The organism is Streptococcus oralis (assembly GCF_023110435.1).
Classification (GTDB): domain Bacteria; phylum Bacillota; class Bacilli; order Lactobacillales; family Streptococcaceae; genus Streptococcus; species Streptococcus oralis_CF.
In genome coordinates this window covers 83,335-101,921 of record NZ_JALDWB010000007.1, presented here as the reverse complement: position 1 = coordinate 101,921, position 18,587 = coordinate 83,335, and the positions used below count along the sequence as shown (strand labels likewise).

The 18,587-nt window shown below is 39.9% G+C and carries 13 protein-coding genes; all 13 read right to left on the bottom strand.

Annotation, left to right across the window (positions count from 1 at the left end; translation table 11 throughout):
- Window positions 1–1,760: KxYKxGKxW signal peptide domain-containing protein (locus M1F97_RS09155; protein ID WP_282185514.1), on the bottom strand; the 1,760-nt coding region annotated here is incomplete at its 3' end.
- Window positions 1,761–2,192: 432 nt separating this feature from the next.
- Entirely contained in the window at window positions 2,193–2,369 is a 177-nt protein-coding gene (locus M1F97_RS08550) for a hypothetical protein (RefSeq protein ID WP_000066115.1), read from the bottom strand.
- Between the two features lie 68 nt (window positions 2,370–2,437).
- A complete protein-coding gene (gtfB, locus tag M1F97_RS08545; RefSeq protein ID WP_247944823.1) occupies window positions 2,438–3,766 on the bottom strand; it encodes an accessory Sec system glycosylation chaperone GtfB in 1,329 nt (442 codons plus the stop codon).
- A 27-nt stretch (window positions 3,767–3,793) separates the two neighbouring features.
- A complete protein-coding gene (gtfA, locus tag M1F97_RS08540) occupies window positions 3,794–5,323 on the bottom strand; it encodes an accessory Sec system glycosyltransferase GtfA (RefSeq protein ID WP_247944822.1) in 1,530 nt (509 codons plus the stop codon).
- Between the two features lie 14 nt (window positions 5,324–5,337).
- Window positions 5,338–6,024 (bottom strand): hypothetical protein, encoded by a 687-nt coding sequence (locus M1F97_RS08535; RefSeq protein WP_084925147.1) that lies wholly within the window; start codon window positions 6,022–6,024, stop codon window positions 5,338–5,340.
- A 257-nt stretch (window positions 6,025–6,281) separates the two neighbouring features.
- Window positions 6,282–7,457, bottom strand: coding sequence for a family 1 glycosylhydrolase (locus tag M1F97_RS08530; protein WP_084925148.1), 1,176 nt, complete (start codon window positions 7,455–7,457; stop codon window positions 6,282–6,284).
- Between the two features lie 51 nt (window positions 7,458–7,508).
- Entirely contained in the window at window positions 7,509–9,734 is a 2,226-nt protein-coding gene (locus M1F97_RS08525) for a hypothetical protein (protein ID WP_247944821.1), read from the bottom strand.
- A 68-nt stretch (window positions 9,735–9,802) separates the two neighbouring features.
- Window positions 9,803–12,190, bottom strand: a complete 2,388-nt coding sequence (gene secA2 / locus M1F97_RS08520) for an accessory Sec system translocase SecA2 (RefSeq protein WP_247944820.1) — start codon at window positions 12,188–12,190, stop codon at window positions 9,803–9,805.
- Complete coding sequence (asp3, locus tag M1F97_RS08515) at window positions 12,180–13,214, bottom strand: accessory Sec system protein Asp3 (RefSeq protein WP_125425077.1); 1,035 nt, start codon at window positions 13,212–13,214, stop codon at window positions 12,180–12,182. The genes secA2 and asp3 overlap by 11 nt, the downstream gene beginning before the upstream one ends.
- Complete coding sequence (gene asp2 / locus M1F97_RS08510; protein ID WP_169447201.1) at window positions 13,211–14,791, bottom strand: accessory Sec system protein Asp2; 1,581 nt, start codon at window positions 14,789–14,791, stop codon at window positions 13,211–13,213. Before asp2 ends, asp3 begins: the two co-directional genes overlap by 4 nt.
- A complete protein-coding gene (gene asp1 / locus M1F97_RS08505; RefSeq protein WP_247944819.1) occupies window positions 14,778–16,376 on the bottom strand; it encodes an accessory Sec system protein Asp1 in 1,599 nt (532 codons plus the stop codon). Before asp1 ends, asp2 begins: the two co-directional genes overlap by 14 nt.
- Window positions 16,377–16,382: 6 nt before the next feature.
- Window positions 16,383–17,642: a preprotein translocase subunit SecY gene (locus M1F97_RS08500; protein ID WP_000680147.1), complete on the bottom strand. Its 1,260-nt coding sequence runs from the start codon at window positions 17,640–17,642 to the stop codon at window positions 16,383–16,385.
- 678 nt (window positions 17,643–18,320) lie between these two features.
- Window positions 18,321–18,587: LPXTG cell wall anchor domain-containing protein (locus M1F97_RS08495; protein ID WP_247944818.1), on the bottom strand; the 267-nt coding region annotated here is incomplete at its 5' end.

Below are 18,587 nucleotides of genomic sequence, written 5' to 3'. Positions count from 1 at the left end.
CTTGCACTTACTGATGCTGAAGCTGAGCGACTTGCTGAAGCACTTTGGCTAGCTTTTGCTGAGCTTGATGCTGATTGGCTTGCACTTACTGATGCTGAAGCTGAGCGACTTGCTGAAGCACTTTGGCTAGCTTTTGCTGAGCTTGATGCTGATTGACTTGCACTTACAGAATCCGATGCGCTTTGGCTAGCTGATACAGATGCTGATTCGCTTGCACTTACAGATGCTGAAGCGCTTTGAGTTGAGCTTTCTGATGCGCTTGCTGATGCGCTTGCTGATTGTGATGTCGATGTAGATTCACTCTCATATCGTGGGCTACGAGTAACATTGAAGCTTATTGTAGCTTGATTGACCACTCCTTGACCACCTGCGCCACTAACTCGTACATTGAACAATACCAAGTTCCCTTTGACAGGCGTTGGATAACCCCACATAGTCAAACGTGGTAAATATCCAATCTGACCTTGTTGACTCCGTACTTGCACAACATCCAATCGATAGTTAAGACCAAGTTGTTTCAAACGATTAGTGTCTGTCTCAGAAATATAGAGGGCATCTCTAGCAATATGCTCCTGCTTCCAAGTACCATTAAAGTGCTTGTTTTGTCCATTATGGAAATAAACATGTGTCTCAGGCATTGGTTTATAAGCTGTTTGATCAGGAATTGGATATCTCTTGGCATATTGACCATTTGGTGTATCGGTAAGAAATACACCAGCTTCAGAGTCAATAATACCTGGAATACCTTGGCGGAAACCAGAGTAACCCTTTTTCGGTGCAGTTGTTACTTGCTTATCTGCTTTTTGATCTTTCTCAGCTTGCTTGGTTGTATCCTTACCTTGGGCTTGGTTCTTATCCGCTACAACACCAGCTGCGATATTGTTGCTGGTCGTTGCTGCTTGGCTTGTGCTAAGAGCTGCACTTGCCAAACTTTGGTTAGCACTACCTGATACAAGACTTGCCGCAGGGTTGACCTTAAGGTTGAGCGATGCAGAAGCTGAGGTAGACACAGAAGCCTGCGCTGATGGTTCGCTAACAGCTGATGTACTCTCAACTACAGAGGCAGGTGCTGGAGCGCTTGCTGACTCTGATGGTGTAGAGCTTACTGATGCAGATGCTTTTGCACTTGCTGAGACTGATGTAGGAGCTGATGTTGATTGACTCGCTGACTCAGATGCTGGAGTAGTTGACTGACCTGCTGATGTTGAAGCACTTGCAGATGCTGACTGACTCGCTAAAACTGACTGACTTGCTGAGGCAGATTGGCTGACTGAAGCCGACTGACTCGCACTCGCTTGAGCCTCAACAGATTGACTGACTGATACAGAAGCTGTTGCAGATGCTTGTTCTGTTTGAGCTTTCTTTACTTCTTCTTGCGCTTGAGCGATGATTGAGTTAGAGCTTGTTTCAGTTGTTTCAGCTGCTTTTGGTTCAGCAGCGATGACTGTTTTATCCTTTTCTGTATACTCAGATGTTTCATCCGCATATACAGTTTGCTCTTGAGTCATCACAAATCCTGCAGCCCCCGCGGCCAGGATTCCCCCTATACCCGCTAGCGTGTTAAAACTAAGGTGTGCGTGATCAAGTTCTTCAGTGTCTGATAGGCTACTAGAGACAACTTCGCCCATCCCACCGATACGGAAGAGATCCAATTGAGTGTTCGAGGCTTTCACCCAGTTTTTCCCCGACTTGTAAAGCTTATAACGCTTTTTCTCATCTACGATCTCGAAATCTTTGTTAAATTTTTTACTTCGAAACATTCGATTCCTTTCTTTTATCCAATTGCGACCCTTTGTTAACCTCATGATCATTAACAAAGCGTAGTTGCGCTGCCCTCTCAAAACCAAAGCCAATAAAAGCCACAGTCAGTCTCAGTTTTTATCCCTTTGACTCAGAAAAAGCAGATTCCATCTGGGATATACCAGTTACTTTTATCTAGTATATACCATTTATCATTTTACCAAAACGGCTCCTCCTTTTCAAGCATTTATACTCGAAATGACCAATGAAAACGCCTAATTTTTACCTAAAATTCGCTTTTAAGCTTCAAATTGTTGGAAGCGTTTTATTATCTTTCGAAATCCCTACTCCCCCTTTTCACACTAGTTCAATTAGATAGAGACAAAAAACCTTGACGAGCAAATCGTCAAGGTTCATCTGTTCTAGAGAACTCCTCCGTCCAGAAAAAAATCCTAGAAAAAGTGTCCCAACTGCATGAGTAGCGTGACCAAAAGGGTGACGAGAAAGAGAACTCCGCCCAACACAGCAATCATGCTAAAATCTTGCTTCTCCCTTTTTAGGGGTTTCTTTCGATTATCTAGCTGTTCTCGTATATGTTCTTGTAAAATTCCATTGTCCTTGTTAGACATGTGCTCCTCCTTTTCTGTTGATAGAAAGGAACTTGCTTTCATCGAAAGCAAGCCCTTGTCTTATTAGCTTATAAAATTGCCTTGTAGGCTTCCAGATCAGCCTGATTCGCCGCCTGTTTTTGCTTAGTAAGAGCAGCCTCCATTTCAGACGGAAGAGAGAGAACTCCCTGAATCTTGCCTACCATGGCTGATACATTTTCCACCGGATAAATGTGGCTTTCTGCAACGAAACGATGATTGTGACAAGTCGTCTCAAAACTGAGAATCAGCATATTATTCTCAAAAGCTGTTCGACTACCATTGAGAATTTCATCACTGATATTGATGTCCAGATACAAATCACAGCGAGCAAAAAGTTCATTCACCTTAGCTGGACGAATATTAGGATAGAGGGAAATATTCGGATAACGATTTAGTTCCATCAAACGACTTGACATCTCAGTGATTGCTCCAATATGGAAATGAACATTTGGTAATTGAGTCAAAAGTGACTCAATTTGCTCGATTTGGTCACTATTCGTCAGGATCAAAGCTTCTGGATTCATATTATTGAGGCGATGGTATTGATAGAGATAACCAACATTGCGGAAGTAACTCTTCTCTTTTGGTGTCGCAAGTTTGAGGATCTTATCATAAACTTGCTTATCCTGTACTGCGATACGGATGTTGCGATGAGGCAACTGCATCGCTGCTTTCATGTTACCCGGCAACTCCTCTCCAATCGGCTCCTGCCAGAAAAGAATATCCTCTGCTCGTCCTTCTTTCGGAGTCAGACCAACAGCTACTAAAAATGGTGTTGCTAGAGAATTGTAGATAATGCGATCTGTATCATATCCACGATATCGCAAGTAAAAGATTACAAACTCTTGCTTAGAATTGAAAATATGGCGTTTCCCATCAAGAGTTAAGACAATATCCTCTGTTAGATGATTTTCCATAATCACCGTTACATTATCTTGATTAAAGTAGCGTGTATGAGTTGGACGTTGGGCATCATCATAGGTAATCTGTGCAAAGAGACGTCCCTTGCGATTGTAAATGTCTGCAGCGCGTACACGACCTTGATCATCCAGCCACTCGACTGCACGCACGCGACGTTCGTGTGTCGGTTGACGGTAAAAGATATTGGCACGTTTCTTGCCCATATCCAAAATTTCACCATTAACATTGCTCGAGCGAATTTCCCACAAATGAGGTTTCGGAACAAGGTTAAAGTAAAGAGGTAGATCGTCCTCTGAAGCCACATCTCCAGTAAAGTAACTGTAAGGCGACTCGACATCAGGTGCGAGGTAGCCATCGTCTCGAATCACGACAACAGGACAGTCTAGCCCAGCTGCCTTAAGTGAACGTAGTAAATCAAAACTCGCTTGATCATAGCGTTCAAATAAACAAATCATAGTGTTTATGCCTTTCTTTTCGAATCCCTACTGATGCTGTGCAGATTGAACAAGATCATACCAACGCTGGGCGATATGTTCATCAAGATATGGTTCTGCCACCTCGTAGGACACACGGGATAAATCTTCTTGGGAATGTTGAGTAAATAGCTGGACAATTTTTTCTGCGTATTCCGTTGTCATTGCATCCAAATCATCTGGACGCGCCTCAGGAATCAAGTAGCCATTTTCCCCATCACGGATAAAGGTTGGATTTCCATAACGTACATCAAAACCAATAATTGGCAGACCAGAACCAACCGCCTCTAACAAGGTCAAGCCAAATCCCTCACTTGTGGAGGCAGAGAGGTAAGCAGAGTAATTTCGATAAACATCTGCCATGTGGTGATGCCCCATCAGACGGATATAGTCTTCTGCATTTAACTCATGAATCAACTGCTCCAACATAGCTCTTTCGCCACCCGTACCATAGATATCAAAAGTAATTTCAGGTAATTGCTCATGTGCCTTCACTACAGAGTGAATCAACCAATCGATATGCTTTTCACTGGCCAAGCGCGAAGCTGTAATCAATCCAAACGGCTTGCGCTCTCCTTCTGGATGACGCAATTGATCCAAACTTCCCACTGGAATAGTCAAGATTTCCTTTGGTTTGATGGTTGTATATTGGGCGAATTGTTCTTTGAGTAGGTTCGTTTGCGCATCGGTCGAGTTGATGATATAGTCCACTTCTTCGGCATGTTCAAACTGATACTCATAATAGTTATTCCACAAAATATAGTCTTTCTCAGCAGGATTTTCACTAAAGTGGTCTGCATGAACGATTACGACTAGCTTTGCATCGCCCTTATTAGCAAAGATAGCTTGACCAATATCTGTCTCTCGATCTAAGATCAACAAATCTTTGTCCGTCAGAGACAGACTTCTCATGAAATGCGCGACAAACTCTTGCTTAGAATAGAAAACATGATTTGGGAAACGATAGACTTGCGTCTCCTGTCTACCATCGACTTCATTGATGATTTCCTCATAAGCCACACTACCATCTTCATTGAGCCAGGTACGTTGATATAATTGCGCATGACCATTCATCGGACTAAAATACTCGATAAAATTCTTCGTATAAGTATAGTACTCTTTTTGAATCAAACAACCACGCGAAACAATTTCAGCTCGCTCAATCAATTCTTTGTCCATATCACAGGCATAACAAGTCACAAAATCACCATCACCAAATACAAGTCGAATCGTCTTCATATCGGTGTCCCGAATAATTTCGAGGGGCTCTTTATCGAAACTCGCCAAGACCTGTGCTAGCGTATAGGTCGTCGGTGCAATTTTAACATCTGTAAAATACTGATAAAGCCAGATAACCTCAGAATCTTCAAAGCCAATATTCTTTGTCAAATGTTCAATGTTATCAGCAGATATAAAATCCATAAAGATGAACTTCGCTTCTAAGCCAACACTACGAAGCAATTTTGCACGGTAGATCTGTGCATATTCTACACCGCTACTCGCCCAGCCAATCCCCAAATTGATGTTATAAATTGTCATATTTGATTATCCTCTTACAAAAAGTTATCTCGTTTAATTCTCGAAAGACGTTTGATTCTCTTGCCCTTATCATCGTCGAACTTATCTTCGTCTTTCTTTTTGGGTTTTGCGCGACGTGAAGTAATGTGACTGACAGAGATGGCACTATCTGTTCCTGTTTTTGCAAGGGGTTGTTCGAGATGGATTTTCTCACTCTCAGGCACCACCTCTTCTTTCTCCTTAGCAACTTCCTCTGGTCTATCAAGTTCTTTACGCAATTCTTGAATTTTTTTGATATCTTTTGGTTTACCATCGATATCGTCCAATTCTAGAAAATCATCAATTCGACTAATAATATTTTTAATTTTTTCTTTTTGTAAATTATACAATCTCTCAGCCTCTGCCCGTTTTTTGGTCAGAGTATCGATTTCTTCGAGAATAGATTCTCTCGTATCTAAGTAGTCTTTTTGTGCCTTTTCTAAAACTTCTTTAGCTTCTTTTTCGGCCCTATCATGAGCTTCAATGACAAGAGATTTGGCATAAATGACTGCTTCACCGATCTCTTTTTCTTGATTCTTCATAGAGTCGATTTTTTTACGTAGGGATTCAATCTTTTCATTCTTCTTTTGAATTTCACGATCGAACCCTTCCTCTAATGCTTCGATACAATCTTCGACTTCCTTAGCACGGTAGTTACCGAACAATGTTTTCTTCAGTCTCATTTTGCTCCCTCTATTCCTTACTTATTCTAATTTACACTACTACTCCTCATTGTAGCATAAAATAGCGTAAATTGCTATTCTTTTCTAAGCTCCAAATAAGGAAAATATCCTGAAGCGCTATCAAGCAAAATCCGAACTTAGTTTAAAGCTCATCCATTTCTAAAAAAATGTCTGATTGATAGGTCAGACATTTTTAAAAGTAAAAACATGAACGCTACTTCTTAGACCAGAAAGAATTCGAGTTATTACTTCCTATTTTAAAATTTTAGTTCCGTCCAAGTAAGCGGTGTATAGCCAAGCAATTCCACACCATCATACTCGACTGTTTTCACGATCTCCTGGATGTTTGTTTTCAACTCTTCAGTTGCTACGCTATTTGAATCATCCAAGACCACATCATCTTCCACGACGAAGAGTGGTTTTTGGTAACGATCATAAAGATTGTTCATCACGAGACGAAGTCCAACAGAATCAATGCGATTTTGATTTTGGCCATTACTTGCATATTTGTTGATAAAAACTTCTTGGGAATTGCTTGATGCATAATAACTGAAGCTGACAAAGTCAATTTTCCCATCTCTTAGGACAAAGAGGTCATCATTTTCAATATCCAAGGCGATTTGATCACGTTCCAAACGACGTAAAAAGTGATTTGGGTAGTATCCACGAACTTGCACGTCTGTAAACAAATAATTTTCCCTATCTTTGACTTCTGCTTCCATTACATCAATAGCATTTTCAGTTTGCTGACTGTAGTTTTTACTAACAACCATCATCCCACCAAACTGAAACTCTGGGTTGATTGTTTTTCCGAGCTTGATTGCACGTGCAGAAGCAACTAATTGATAATGAGCTGCTTGCCAAATCACCTGTTCTTGATTGTCATCTGCTCCAAAAGACAATCCTCCACCAAGAAACGGCAAATGGTGCAAAACGTTGAACTCATTGAAGGTAATCCAATACTTCACTTTATCCTTAAAGTACTGAAAGACAGCTTCTGCATAACGCTCAAAGAGTTCAATCATCTTGCGGTTTTTCCAAGCTCCATATTTTTCGTATAGATTCAGCGGAAGGTCAAAGTGACTCAAGGTCACAATAGGTTCGATATCTTTTTCTAATACGTCATCGATGATTGCTTCATAATATTTCAACCCCTCTTCACTCGGCTGCAGCTCTTCACCATTTGGAAAGATGCGTGCCCAAGAGATCGAGATTCTATAGGCATTAAAACCCATTGATTGAATTAAATTCAGCTCTTCCGTATAATCTCTCTGACCTACTGAAGCAAATCTCCCTAGGATATCATAAGATCCTAAAGGTACATTTTTGTAGTCAACTGTTCCATTCAGAACTTCTATCCGAGATTGGTCAACTGGTAATACATCTGTAGTACCCAAACCTTTGTTACTATTTGACATCATATTTCTAATCATAGTGGCTCCTTTTGATTTTTATTATTTCTATTTAATGATTGCAAGTTCTTTTTAGAAGGATTTCTCATCTTCCCTTTTTTGAGTAATAGCAGCCAAACCAGACAATTCACTTGCAACATTTCTTAAGTCACGTGCTAGAGGCTGCGAACCTGGTTTGAGTAGGTGGTAGAGTTGGCGTTCTGTCATCCTTAAATTTGTACCATTTGATTCTGAATAGTGAGACAGATGTTTCAGAGAGTCTTGCAAATCTACATTCTTTATTGATTCCTCTCTATTTTCAAGTTCCTGTTGCTCCTCAGCAATATGTGTTTGAGACAATCCTTCTTCAGAAATTTCAGGTGTCATCACTTCTTGCACTTTTTGCTGGTGAGTTAGAGGGCTCATATCCAGTTCAGAGAGGCTCTTATACAGACGTTCCGAAGCATGCAAGTCATGCGCGAATACCTCTGTCTCCGCCACACTCTGTCTATAGGAACCAAATTCTGATTCTAACATACTATAGGATTGAGATAGGGATGCTTTCCTGAAACTCACCGAATCAGCTACACTCTGACTTTGACTTAAAGATTCAGATATTTGTTGACTTTGACTTAAGGATTCGGACTCACTGAGATAGAGGATTTCGCTCAAACTTAACGACTCGGACTCAGAAAGTAGATGAGAAATCATCTCACTCAAGGAATGAGATTCGGAAATCGATTCCCATTCGCTCTGGCTCAGGCTATAGAACTCGGACTCGGAAACACTCTGACTCGCTTGTTCTGATTCGGAAAAACTCCACCACTCTGATTCTGAAATGCTTTGGGATTCGGATATGGATTCCCATTCACTCTGGCTTAGGCTATAGAACTCGGACTCGGAAACACTCTGACTCGCTTGTTCTGATTCGGAATAGCTCCACCACTCTGATTCTGAAATGCTTTGGGATTCTGAAACAGATTCCCACTCACTCTGGCTCAGGCTATAGAACTCGGACTCGGAGACACTCTGACTCGCTTGTTCTGATTCGGAATAACTCCACCACTCTGATTCTGAAATGCTTTGGGATTCTGAAATCGATTCCCACTCACTCTGGCTCAGGCTATAGAACTCGGACTCGGAAACACTCTGACTCGCTTGTTCTGATTCGGAATAACTCCACCACTCTGTTTCTGAAATGCTTTGGGATTCTGAAATCGATTCCCACTCACTCTGGCTCAGGCTATAGAACTCAGACTCGGAGACACTCTGGCTTGCTTGTTCTGATTCGGAATAATTCCACCACTCTGATTTTGAGTAGCTTTGGGATTCTGATTCCCACTCACTCTGACTCAGGCTATAGAACTCAGACTCGGAGACACTCTGACTCACTTGTTCTGATTCGGAATAACTCCACCACTCTGTTTCTGAAATGCTTTGGGATTCTGAAACAGATTCCCACTCGCTCTGGCTTAGGCTATAGAACTCAGACTCGGAAACACTCTGACTTGCTTGTTCTGATTCAGAATAACTCCACAACTCTGATTCTGAAGAGCTTTGGGATTCGGATATCGATTCCCATTCACTCTGGCTTAGGCTATAGAACTCAGACTCGGAAGCACTCTGACTTGCTTGCTCTGATTCAGAAGAACTCCACCACTCTGATTCTGAAGAGCTTTGAGATTCGGATATTGATTCCCATTCACTCTGGCTCAGGCTATAGAACTCAGACTCAGAAACACTCTGACTCGCTTGTTCTGATTCACTCAAGGAAAGAGACTCTGAGTATGCAATACTTTCACTCAAAGAGAATGCATCCGTATCCTGACAAAGGGACTCCCCTGTCAAATGCTCAGAAACAGAGAGGCTATCAACCAAGGACAGGGACTCAAATTCAGATTCTGAAGAAGAGACTGCTAATGAGTAGTTCTCAGACATGGACTCTCGAAGCGAGAATCCTTTTGCTGATATACTCTGGCTAAACGACTCACTGTACGAATCTGCGACAGAAAGGCTGAGGGAAGCTAAAGCGCTAGTTGACAAACTCTGACTAACATTCCTTATCAAGTCAGCCACTCCCAAACTGTTCCTTTCCTGAAAGTCTTCTAAGGCTTCCATGACAGAAACTGATTCTATTGGTAACTCAAGATCTTCACTAGCACTCAGAATAATTTCCTTTTGCTCTTTGAGTTTTCGACTAGCGGGCTTTGATTTAGTTGCATCCAGGCTACGGTAATCACTATCTTCCCTACCCTTTTGCTTAAACTTTGATATCAAACGTTTAAATCCCTTTAGCTCTTCGTTATTATTTTTGCTCATAATATGATTTTCTCCAAAAATACAGTTATATCATCATTATAAAGTCTACAACAGAATCTGTCAAAGTATTAGCCAAAGAAAACTTCTAACTTCCCAGAAGGCTTAATATTAATGTAACTCAATGCCATATTTTTTATAATGTTTAGATTTATATCTGCATTCATTCTTTTGTATGATTTAAAAGCTTCTTTATGAAACTCAAAGACAGGATTTTTTTGGGCATACCCTTGACTAGACACCAAACCTTGAAATTGCTGTAAATAGTCAACCTGCTCAACCCAACAGTCATCTATCGCTCTCAAAACAACAGTTCGTTGAAATTGATTGAACAACTCTGAATCCTTGATTTTATCTTTTTTCTGCTGGTATTCTGAAACAAGGAGGTCAGATAAAAACTTTTTAACTTGCCGTAAATCCGTAACATCTAGATCATCTGGAATATCCTCGCAGTAATAACTAATGTTATCCAAAACAAAGCGAAACAAATCCGCCCGCTCTTTAAACGGTGTTTTACTTGTATAAATGTCCACTGCATCCGATAGGGTAGACAAGAAATAGGTCAAATCAAAGTCTGGATGGGAGATGAGCTTATTACGCTTATTGTAGATAATCTGTCGCTGAATACGGATACTTTCATCATATCGTTCCGTTGAACGTCTGGAAGCCGCTGACGCGTTATCACTATTCTTCTGAGCTTCTTCAACCGCATATCTAATACGACGAGAGGTCAAATGAATCTTTTGTTTTTTCTCTGGTTTTGCAATTTCTTTGTGATAGTACTCACTAATCCATTTGCTACCAGACTTGGAAATAAGATCATCCTCAAGAGAAATAAAGAATTTGCTCAATCCTGGAGCGCCTTGTCGTCCGGCACGACCGCGAAGCTGCAAATCGACTCGCTCACTGGACATTCTCTCTGTTCCAACAACAGCAAGTCCACCCAACTCAGCAACCCCTTCTTCCAAGATAATATCTGTTCCACGACCTGCCATTGATGTTGCTACCGTCACTGCAGAACGTCTACCCGCCAGTGCGATCATCTCAGCCTCTTTCGCTGCATTATGGGCGTTCAACACATTATGGGCGATTCCCTCTTGGAGTAAGAGCATAGAATAAATCTCAGACATTCCAACTGATCCTGTCGCAATTAAAACTGGCTGACCTTTTTTATGTAATTTTTTGATATACTCCAATGAAGCATATAATTTTTGAGGAATCGTGAGATAGATTTCATCTGGATAATCAATTCGTAAATTGGGTTTTCGTGTAGGAACAACTACGACTCCTAAGTCGTAAACGTCTCTGAACTCCTCCTCACAAACTTTACCAGTACCCGTCATTCCTGCTAATTTTGGAAACATTCTAAATAAATTTTGATAGGTAATAGAGGCCATCGAACGCGTTTCCAATGTGATTTTCACACGTTCTCTGGCTTCTAGCGCTTGGTGCAATCCTGATTGGAGTTTATTCCCTTCCAAGAGACGCCCTGTCGCCTCATCCATCAGTTTAACTTCACCATTATCCACCGTGTACTGACGATCTTTTTCAAATAAGTGGTTGGCTCTCAAAGCTAGGTTAATTTGGCGAATGAGCTGGTAATTATCTGGATCATAGGCATTCTGAACGCGGAAATAAACCTCTGCTTCCTTTACTCCTTTTCTCGTCAACCATACCGATGTCCGAGTGGAGTCTAAATTAAAGTCTTCCCCTTCTTTTAGAGTTTTCACAAACTCATCACACGAAAGAAAGAGGTTGGATTGAACCCGAGGAGAACCTGAAATAATCAGGGGCATCTGCGCACTATCTAGCAAGGCTGCATCTACTTCATCGACCAAACAAAAATAAAATTTTGGCAAAAACTTCTTTGATTCAGATGTCGCCAAGTTTTCTTCTAGGTAATCAAACCCTAACGCACTATGTGTTGTATAGACAATATCACTCTTATAGATTTGTTGTTTTTGAGGAATTTTAAGTTTTTTTGCCGGATCTTCCGAGACACCAACCCCAACTGTCATTCCTAAAAATCGAAAAACGGGTGCCATTTGTTTAGCATCACGCGCTGCCAAATATTCATTGGCCGTGACTAAGATCGTACTTTTTTCCGTCAAGGCATTTAGGTATAAAGGAAGGATAGCTGTCAAGGTTTTTCCTTCCCCTGTTCTCATTTCTGCAATCTGATTGTCTTGCATAACCAAGGCCCCTAAAACCTGAACATCATAAGGATATAATCCTAATACACGCTTGGCTGCCTCACGAATGGTTGCATACGCTTCTGGCAAAATGGACTGCAAGCTTTCTCCTCCAGAAAGGCGTTCTTTAAACCATTTTGTCTGAGCTTGCAGTTTCTCATTTGACATAGCTGCATAACTATCAGATAGTTTATTAACCTTCTCCAAAATCTTTTTGTAACGCATTAGTTTATAGGAGTTGGTCAAATTGAATCGTTTAGTTTTCATTCTCTCTCATCCACTCTTCAATCTTTTCCAAGTCAATTGCTTGAAGTAAAAATGACTTATCTAATAAATATTCAATGTTTGCTAGTTCACGTGGTCTAGTCTTCAAGTCCGCATATTCCTTAACTTTTGTCGGATTAAATTGCTGTAGCAATAATTCTTTAAAAATAGGCGGATTTACTCGACTACGGTAACGTTCCAGCAAGCGTTGATAGTCTAGTTCGCTTAAAAACTCATCCGTCACAAGAGCGTATGAATTTCCAAATTGTTTGGAGTAATGCAAGGCCGCAATATTAGAAATCGCTCCATAACCAACAAAAGCCACTTTTTCAAAAAGATGCTCTTGCGCTAATTCTTCAATCGTTTCAAGCAAGGTTTCGTAAAAACGTTCCTCCATGTATAGGAGCGCTTCTCTATAAGACGAATTAACAATCAATACATTTGAGAAATGTTCACGAACACGTTCTGGAATAAAACCTGTTCGATTGAGTTCAGGTTCAGTAAAGCAAACATACATCGTTTCTTTCTCGGAATCCTGATGAAGCAAATCAGAAATCCAGTAGCGATCCACTGTATAATCCGCCAACTGCTCCTCAGCAACATAAATCCCTTCAAAAAGGAAGCGATGACAACCCGAGCTGACTAACTGCACCTTATAATATTGTGTATTATCTGGAACGCATACGCTGACTCTCTCTCCCTGTTTAATGATCTGATTCGAAATTTCTTCGTCTCGAGCATCCATAAATTCAACTTTTAAGTATGTTGAATTTTCTGGGATGGTTTCTATATGACTGCCAAAAATATAGTTTTGCCCACGTTTCAATTCAGGAAGCTGACTCGTATTGCGTAAGGCCTGATAGTTTGCCCGTGAATGCCATTCATGAATAACTGTCCCCGAAGGCATGAACTGGTTTTCATACAAAACATGACCACCATCTAACAGTTTGACAGATGAACCGTATAGATACTGAGATACGCTTTGGATATCCCAATAAGCAAAATAGACTTCTTCCTTGTATCTCACGATTTAAACTCCCTTTCAAAACTATTCATTAATAGCGTTTTATATTGATTAAAGAACCATTCGACAATACCTTGTGTATCGTCGTTGTGTCGTCCAGTCAATCCCTTACTGATAACGCTGACGCGGTAATCTCGCTGTCCTAACTCATCCAGCATATCAGGATAGGCCGACATATCATAGTCATCTTGATACATAAAGGAGATAATGAATTTTGTTCTTGAGAAATCAGCTGACTCAAAAGCCGTCCAGAAACGTTCGTTAAGCTGAGCTGTAGCTCCACTTGATAACTCCCCTATTGTGCGGTACACCAAATCCAGTGACGTTGGAAATCCTCCCGGACGAATAGTTGACTCATTTTCTGCCATATCTCCTAAGTTGACAAGAGGTTTTCCGACAATGACGGCATGAGGTTCCAACTTAGAACTATAGTAAAGGGCGCCAAAAGTACCCATTGATAAACCTGACAAGGTCAGTTGTTCCTTCGTAAAACCGAGTTCATCTAAGCAGTTATGAACCACTTGGAGAAGTTTTTGTTCCAGCTCCTCCGATCCAAGATAGAATGCGCCCCCTTCTGAACGCGGATCCCCTACTAGTAAGAATGGCGATCCCAAATTATTCATCATCCAGTATCCCTCGAATCCCTCTGCAGGACGGTACCCTGAAAAATAGATGTTCAACGGTGGTTTCAAATCTCCTGGATGGAAGAAATAAATCAGTTCTTCTCTATTTTTATCGCTAATTCGTTTTCCTCCGACTAACAAGTCTCCATAGCCTAGATGGGAGTCTCGATAGTGGCAGGGACCAAGTTTTACAATTCCTTGTCCTTTTGCTTGAATACTGATACTCAAATAATACGAATCATTTACATCTAACGTCAGAGGCCGATCAAAGCTCGTTTCATCATAAATCCATTCTTGCATGGGAGAATTTCCAGCTGGAAAACCTTTGACAACGTAGCGGATTGAACAACCTTCTGAAACCCTGAACTCAGGCCACAGATCTAAGGGCATCTCCCCACTCAGAAAAACATTATGTTGATAGGTCGCAATAGTCTGATAATCCTCGCCGTATCGGCCACACAAACGAAGGTAATTTGTCCCTTCATAACTGACTTGCCCCTCAAAAGATGGTGCAGCGACTAGATGATTAACACTTAGTTTCGTTCCATTTTGCTTAGAGAAAAAACCACGTGAAAATATATGTAGCATCTGCTCTGGATTTTCAAAATTTGTTTTCACAGCTTTTTTGCGCAAAAGAAATCGTTCCAGCGTTTTTGTAGTGATTTGACAACGCTCATGATAGAACAGACGGTAAACCTGAATTTTCTGATCCAAGATAGTGACATACTCTAAATATTCAGCAGTATCTACTAACACGACATCAAACGGTTTGTCTACTTTTTTCTTCTTTTTTTTCCCGTTTTCCGCCTCAACTTCTCTATTTAAGATCCCGATATCTTCTGGCAATAAAGAGACGATGTCTTCTGGTTTGACAAATGTCCATTTTATATTACTAGGAATTTCATATTGCTCCTGCCAATTTTCATCAGCAATTTGCAAAACACTAATTTTTTTCATTTCCTTTTAATTCCTTTATGGTATTTTTCCACATATCGACAATCTCACCCCTTGTATACTGTTCAATCTTCTTGACTGAGTGAACTAGAGATTGATTCCAATGTTCTAAGTTTGTGAGGTAGTATAAGAGTGCCTCTTCGAAATCTGAAATATCATCTAGAATCCAACCATTTTCTCCATGCTTCACATAAGAAGAACTATACAAGTTAACCTGAGGGATCCCTCCACTAATGCCAGCGATTTGAGTCAACACATCAGCTGGAGTTCCCAAATCTAGTATAATACGAACGTACTTCAGAACTTTAATCAAATCGCTGTCGCTATGAATGGTCTCAATATCAATCCGTTCGCGAACAATCTCCTCTTCATCATCAAGAACTCGGTTTTCACCTCTCGCTCTCTTCTCTTTATCAACAAAAATCAATTCTTGTTCATATTCTGGCTTAAGAGATCGATAGCTTTCTAGTACCTGTTTTATATAGGCCTCTCGACCAAAATCCTGACTTTGTGTTCCAACCAGCAAGTCAATCCATTCATTTTTCAACATCATTTCAAACAAAGTCGTAAACACATATTGAATTTGATCTGCTGGTAGATTGTCGTAATTGACGTAAACAATCAACTCTTTTTTTCTTTGACTATGCCCTAGGTTTAGATGAGTATCATAAGGCGGAATCTCATAAAATCCCGGCAACTGTTCTAGATCCACATTAGCTGCTATCGTTTCAATTTTATTTAAACTATCAACAACGAAGAACGGCGTGTCTGTCAAATCCGTTAGCAGCTGCTCCTGGTTTGTAATTGGATAGCGATCTCCAAAAAAAGACAAGATAACATGATGGTTTTCCTTAATCTTTTGGAAAAAGTGATTGTGCTGCACATCTGACGAAATCACAATCGTATCATCCTTGGTTAGCGAAGAAGTTAAATACTGATCTAGTTTTTCATTGATCAATTCTTCGATATCTTGGTAAACTTCTTTTGCAAATGTAGCCTGCGCCTCAGGGTTAATAAGTACTTGATGATTTTCTGTACCCAAAAATTCCCTAAACTGCCATGTACCTTGTAAATTTAAATAATCTTGGTAGTAAGGCTGATCATTTTCAAAATAGATGATACTTGAAACAAATCCACGATCATCAAAAATTAGCTGATGATTTGTCTGCCCACCCTCAAAATAAGTAATATCAAAGAAATTACCTGTTTGTGAAAAGTTAATTTTAGCATAGTGTTCTTGATTTAAATATACCTCAATCATAAAAGGAGTATAGAAGAATTCTACTCCTTGAGGCCATTTAATATCTTCCAGACGAATTTTACGTACAGATACATCCGTCAGACCTTGTATGGTATCAAATAGATTCCATACAGTTTCTGGCAATATTCTTTGCTGATAAAGAAAGGTTCGAATATGTGGTGAATAGTTCAAAATCAGAGTGGTATTTGCCTCTCCTGATTGCTGAAACATTCGCAGCAAATTCACCGCATCATCAAACATCATATTTTTAGACACGTAATAGAAAGGCAGGGTGGTAGAATACCATTTCCGATCTTGTCTATACCAAGATGGTACAAAGTAAAACATATCCCTCTATTCTCCTTTAAATTCTAATTCTTTGTGGTAGTAAGTCCCAATTCTCAAAATACGTATTTCTTCATGCAAAGGCAAAAGCATACTGACTAAAATGATCAATGTACTTGGTATAGTCAAAAGCAAATTTGGAAGAGGTAGGAAGAAATTAATGAAATAGGGTAAACCAATAAAAACGATCAGGTAGAGTGCTCCTACGTTAGATTGTAAGGAAATGTAATGTTTCAAAACTTTTAAAGTTGCTTTCCCAGGCTGGATATAATCTAGGTATTCTCCTTGACGTTGTAAACGTTTCGCTGTTTCTTCTGGTTCTAAGTTGATATAGGCAAATAAAATTGCAAGAAGATAGATAGCAAGCAAGTAAAAGGCTAAACTTAAGGGTTTTGTAAAGTCAAATAAACTACCAAAATTTTTTGTAAAACCATGGCCAAACCAGTCTAATACCAACTGAAGCAACATAATAACACTCGAGGCATACATAATAGGCATTCCCCCAGAGGGAAGAAATTTGATAGGGAGGTAAGATTTACCATAGTAACGACTACTTAACATGACTCGATTTAGAGGTAAACGAATTTCAGCTCTCTCGCAGACCACGGCAATATAGCCCAAGAGCAAAAATGAGATCGCCGCACCTACTAGAAAGGCTAATCCTTCTTTAGACAAAACAGATTGTCCTATCAATACCACTAATTGGTTAGCAAATTGTAGCAGAATTCCTGAAATAATAATAATTGTCTGCCCGCCTACTCCCTTGCTAACATTCAAACCAGCCAACCAGATAATAACAAAGCTTCCTGCTACAACAGTTGCTAGTACAGCCATATTATAAATCCAATCATCTACAAGAAGTAAAAAGCGTCCATTTTCCGAACGAGCCGTGTACATAACAGCTATCCCTTGTAACACGGAAAAAATCAAAGTGAGAATCTTTTGAACAAAATCCGCTTTTTTCAATGACCAGGACTGGATATTCCAACTTTTATTCAAGTTGATGACCTGCCAGACAATCATCGTTGTAATCCATGGACCTAATCCTAGAGAAAACATGGAAATCTGAGAGACATCTACTCCTGCCAAGGAATACAAATAGGCCAAGGGATTTTGCTCAGTTATTTGCGAAAAACCTGTATTGCCATTGTATCCTGGAAGTAAAATATGGCGACCAAGTAAATAGATCGCAATGATCAAAATTGTAAAAATTGCTCTTCGGAAAAAAATACTTGTTCGTTTCTGTTTCTTAAGACCGAAATGTTTCATCTGTCATCCTTTATTCTTTATATTTAGCAAGTCTTGCGATCATTTTCTAGCAATGTTCATTCACCATCGTAACAGCAAGACAACCCAAGAAAACAGGCTCATCCCACTGATAATCAAGATAGGATTAACTGGCTTACCATGATATTTCACCTACGAAATACAGGAGCACCTCATGAGTGCAAATCTACTTGGAGCTTCTCTTCTATCCTTGAATATTTTCATGTGAGAACACCTGTTCTTCCATTTTTTCTATTTGAACATTATCAAATGCATAAACGGATTTACTTAATCCTTAAAATTTTTATAAGCATATCAACTCTGTCACCATGATTAACATCTAAAAAAACCATTCTCATACCAAATCTCTGAAAGGTAAGGAATTTTACGCTTTCTCATCTGATCATGATCCTTCTAAAGTTGAATGGATTTTATCCGATTTTTCTCATTAAAAAATCATTTATAAAAATTACCAGTGCCTACTATTGTAGCATATTTATCAATTATTTTCAAACACGACCTCTCTTTTTATAAGTGTGAAGGGCACTTTATGAATTTTGGACAAAATCCATTTGGAATAGTATTGACTATTCTAAACATTTGTTTACTATTACAACTCAGACGAAAAAGACCAGAGCATCACTCTGGCCTTTTCCTGTTCAATTTAGCTTGTAACTAAACTTAGTCTTCTTTTTTGCGAGTAGTAGCTGCAAGTCCTGCACCTAAGCCCAAGAGAGCCAATCCTGCTGCTAAAGCTGACACCTGAGACTCACTTCCTGTATTTGGAAGGTGACCTTTTTCAGTTTGTATCGCTTTTTCTTCTTGAGATTGTGCTCCTGTTTGAGTCAGTTGGTGCGCATCTGGATTGACAGGAACTTGTGGATTTGATCCTTCTTGTGCTACAGCAGTTCCCACTTCCACAATGCGATCTTGCGCAACTATCTTATC

Coding starts and splice junctions, on each gene's coding strand:
- M1F97_RS08500 (WP_000680147.1), bottom strand. CDS start 17,642: ATGAAACATTTCGGTCTTAAGAAACAGAAACGAACAAGTATTTTTTTC.
- asp2 (WP_169447201.1), bottom strand. CDS start 14,791: ATGAAAAAAATTAGTGTTTTGCAAATTGCTGATGAAAATTGGCAGGAG.
- asp1 (WP_247944819.1), bottom strand. CDS start 16,376: ATGTTTTACTTTGTACCATCTTGGTATAGACAAGATCGGAAATGGTAT.
- M1F97_RS08525 (WP_247944821.1), bottom strand. CDS start 9,734: ATGAGCAAAAATAATAACGAAGAGCTAAAGGGATTTAAACGTTTGATA.
- gtfA (WP_247944822.1), bottom strand. CDS start 5,323: ATGACAATTTATAACATCAATTTGGGGATTGGCTGGGCGAGTAGCGGT.
- M1F97_RS08530 (WP_084925148.1), bottom strand. CDS start 7,457: ATGATTAGAAATATGATGTCAAATAGTAACAAAGGTTTGGGTACTACA.
- M1F97_RS08535 (WP_084925147.1), bottom strand. CDS start 6,024: ATGAGACTGAAGAAAACATTGTTCGGTAACTACCGTGCTAAGGAAGTC.
- secA2 (WP_247944820.1), bottom strand. CDS start 12,190: ATGAAAACTAAACGATTCAATTTGACCAACTCCTATAAACTAATGCGT.
- M1F97_RS08550 (WP_000066115.1), bottom strand. CDS start 2,369: ATGTCTAACAAGGACAATGGAATTTTACAAGAACATATACGAGAACAG.
- gtfB (WP_247944823.1), bottom strand. CDS start 3,766: ATGATTTGTTTATTTGAACGCTATGATCAAGCGAGTTTTGATTTACTA.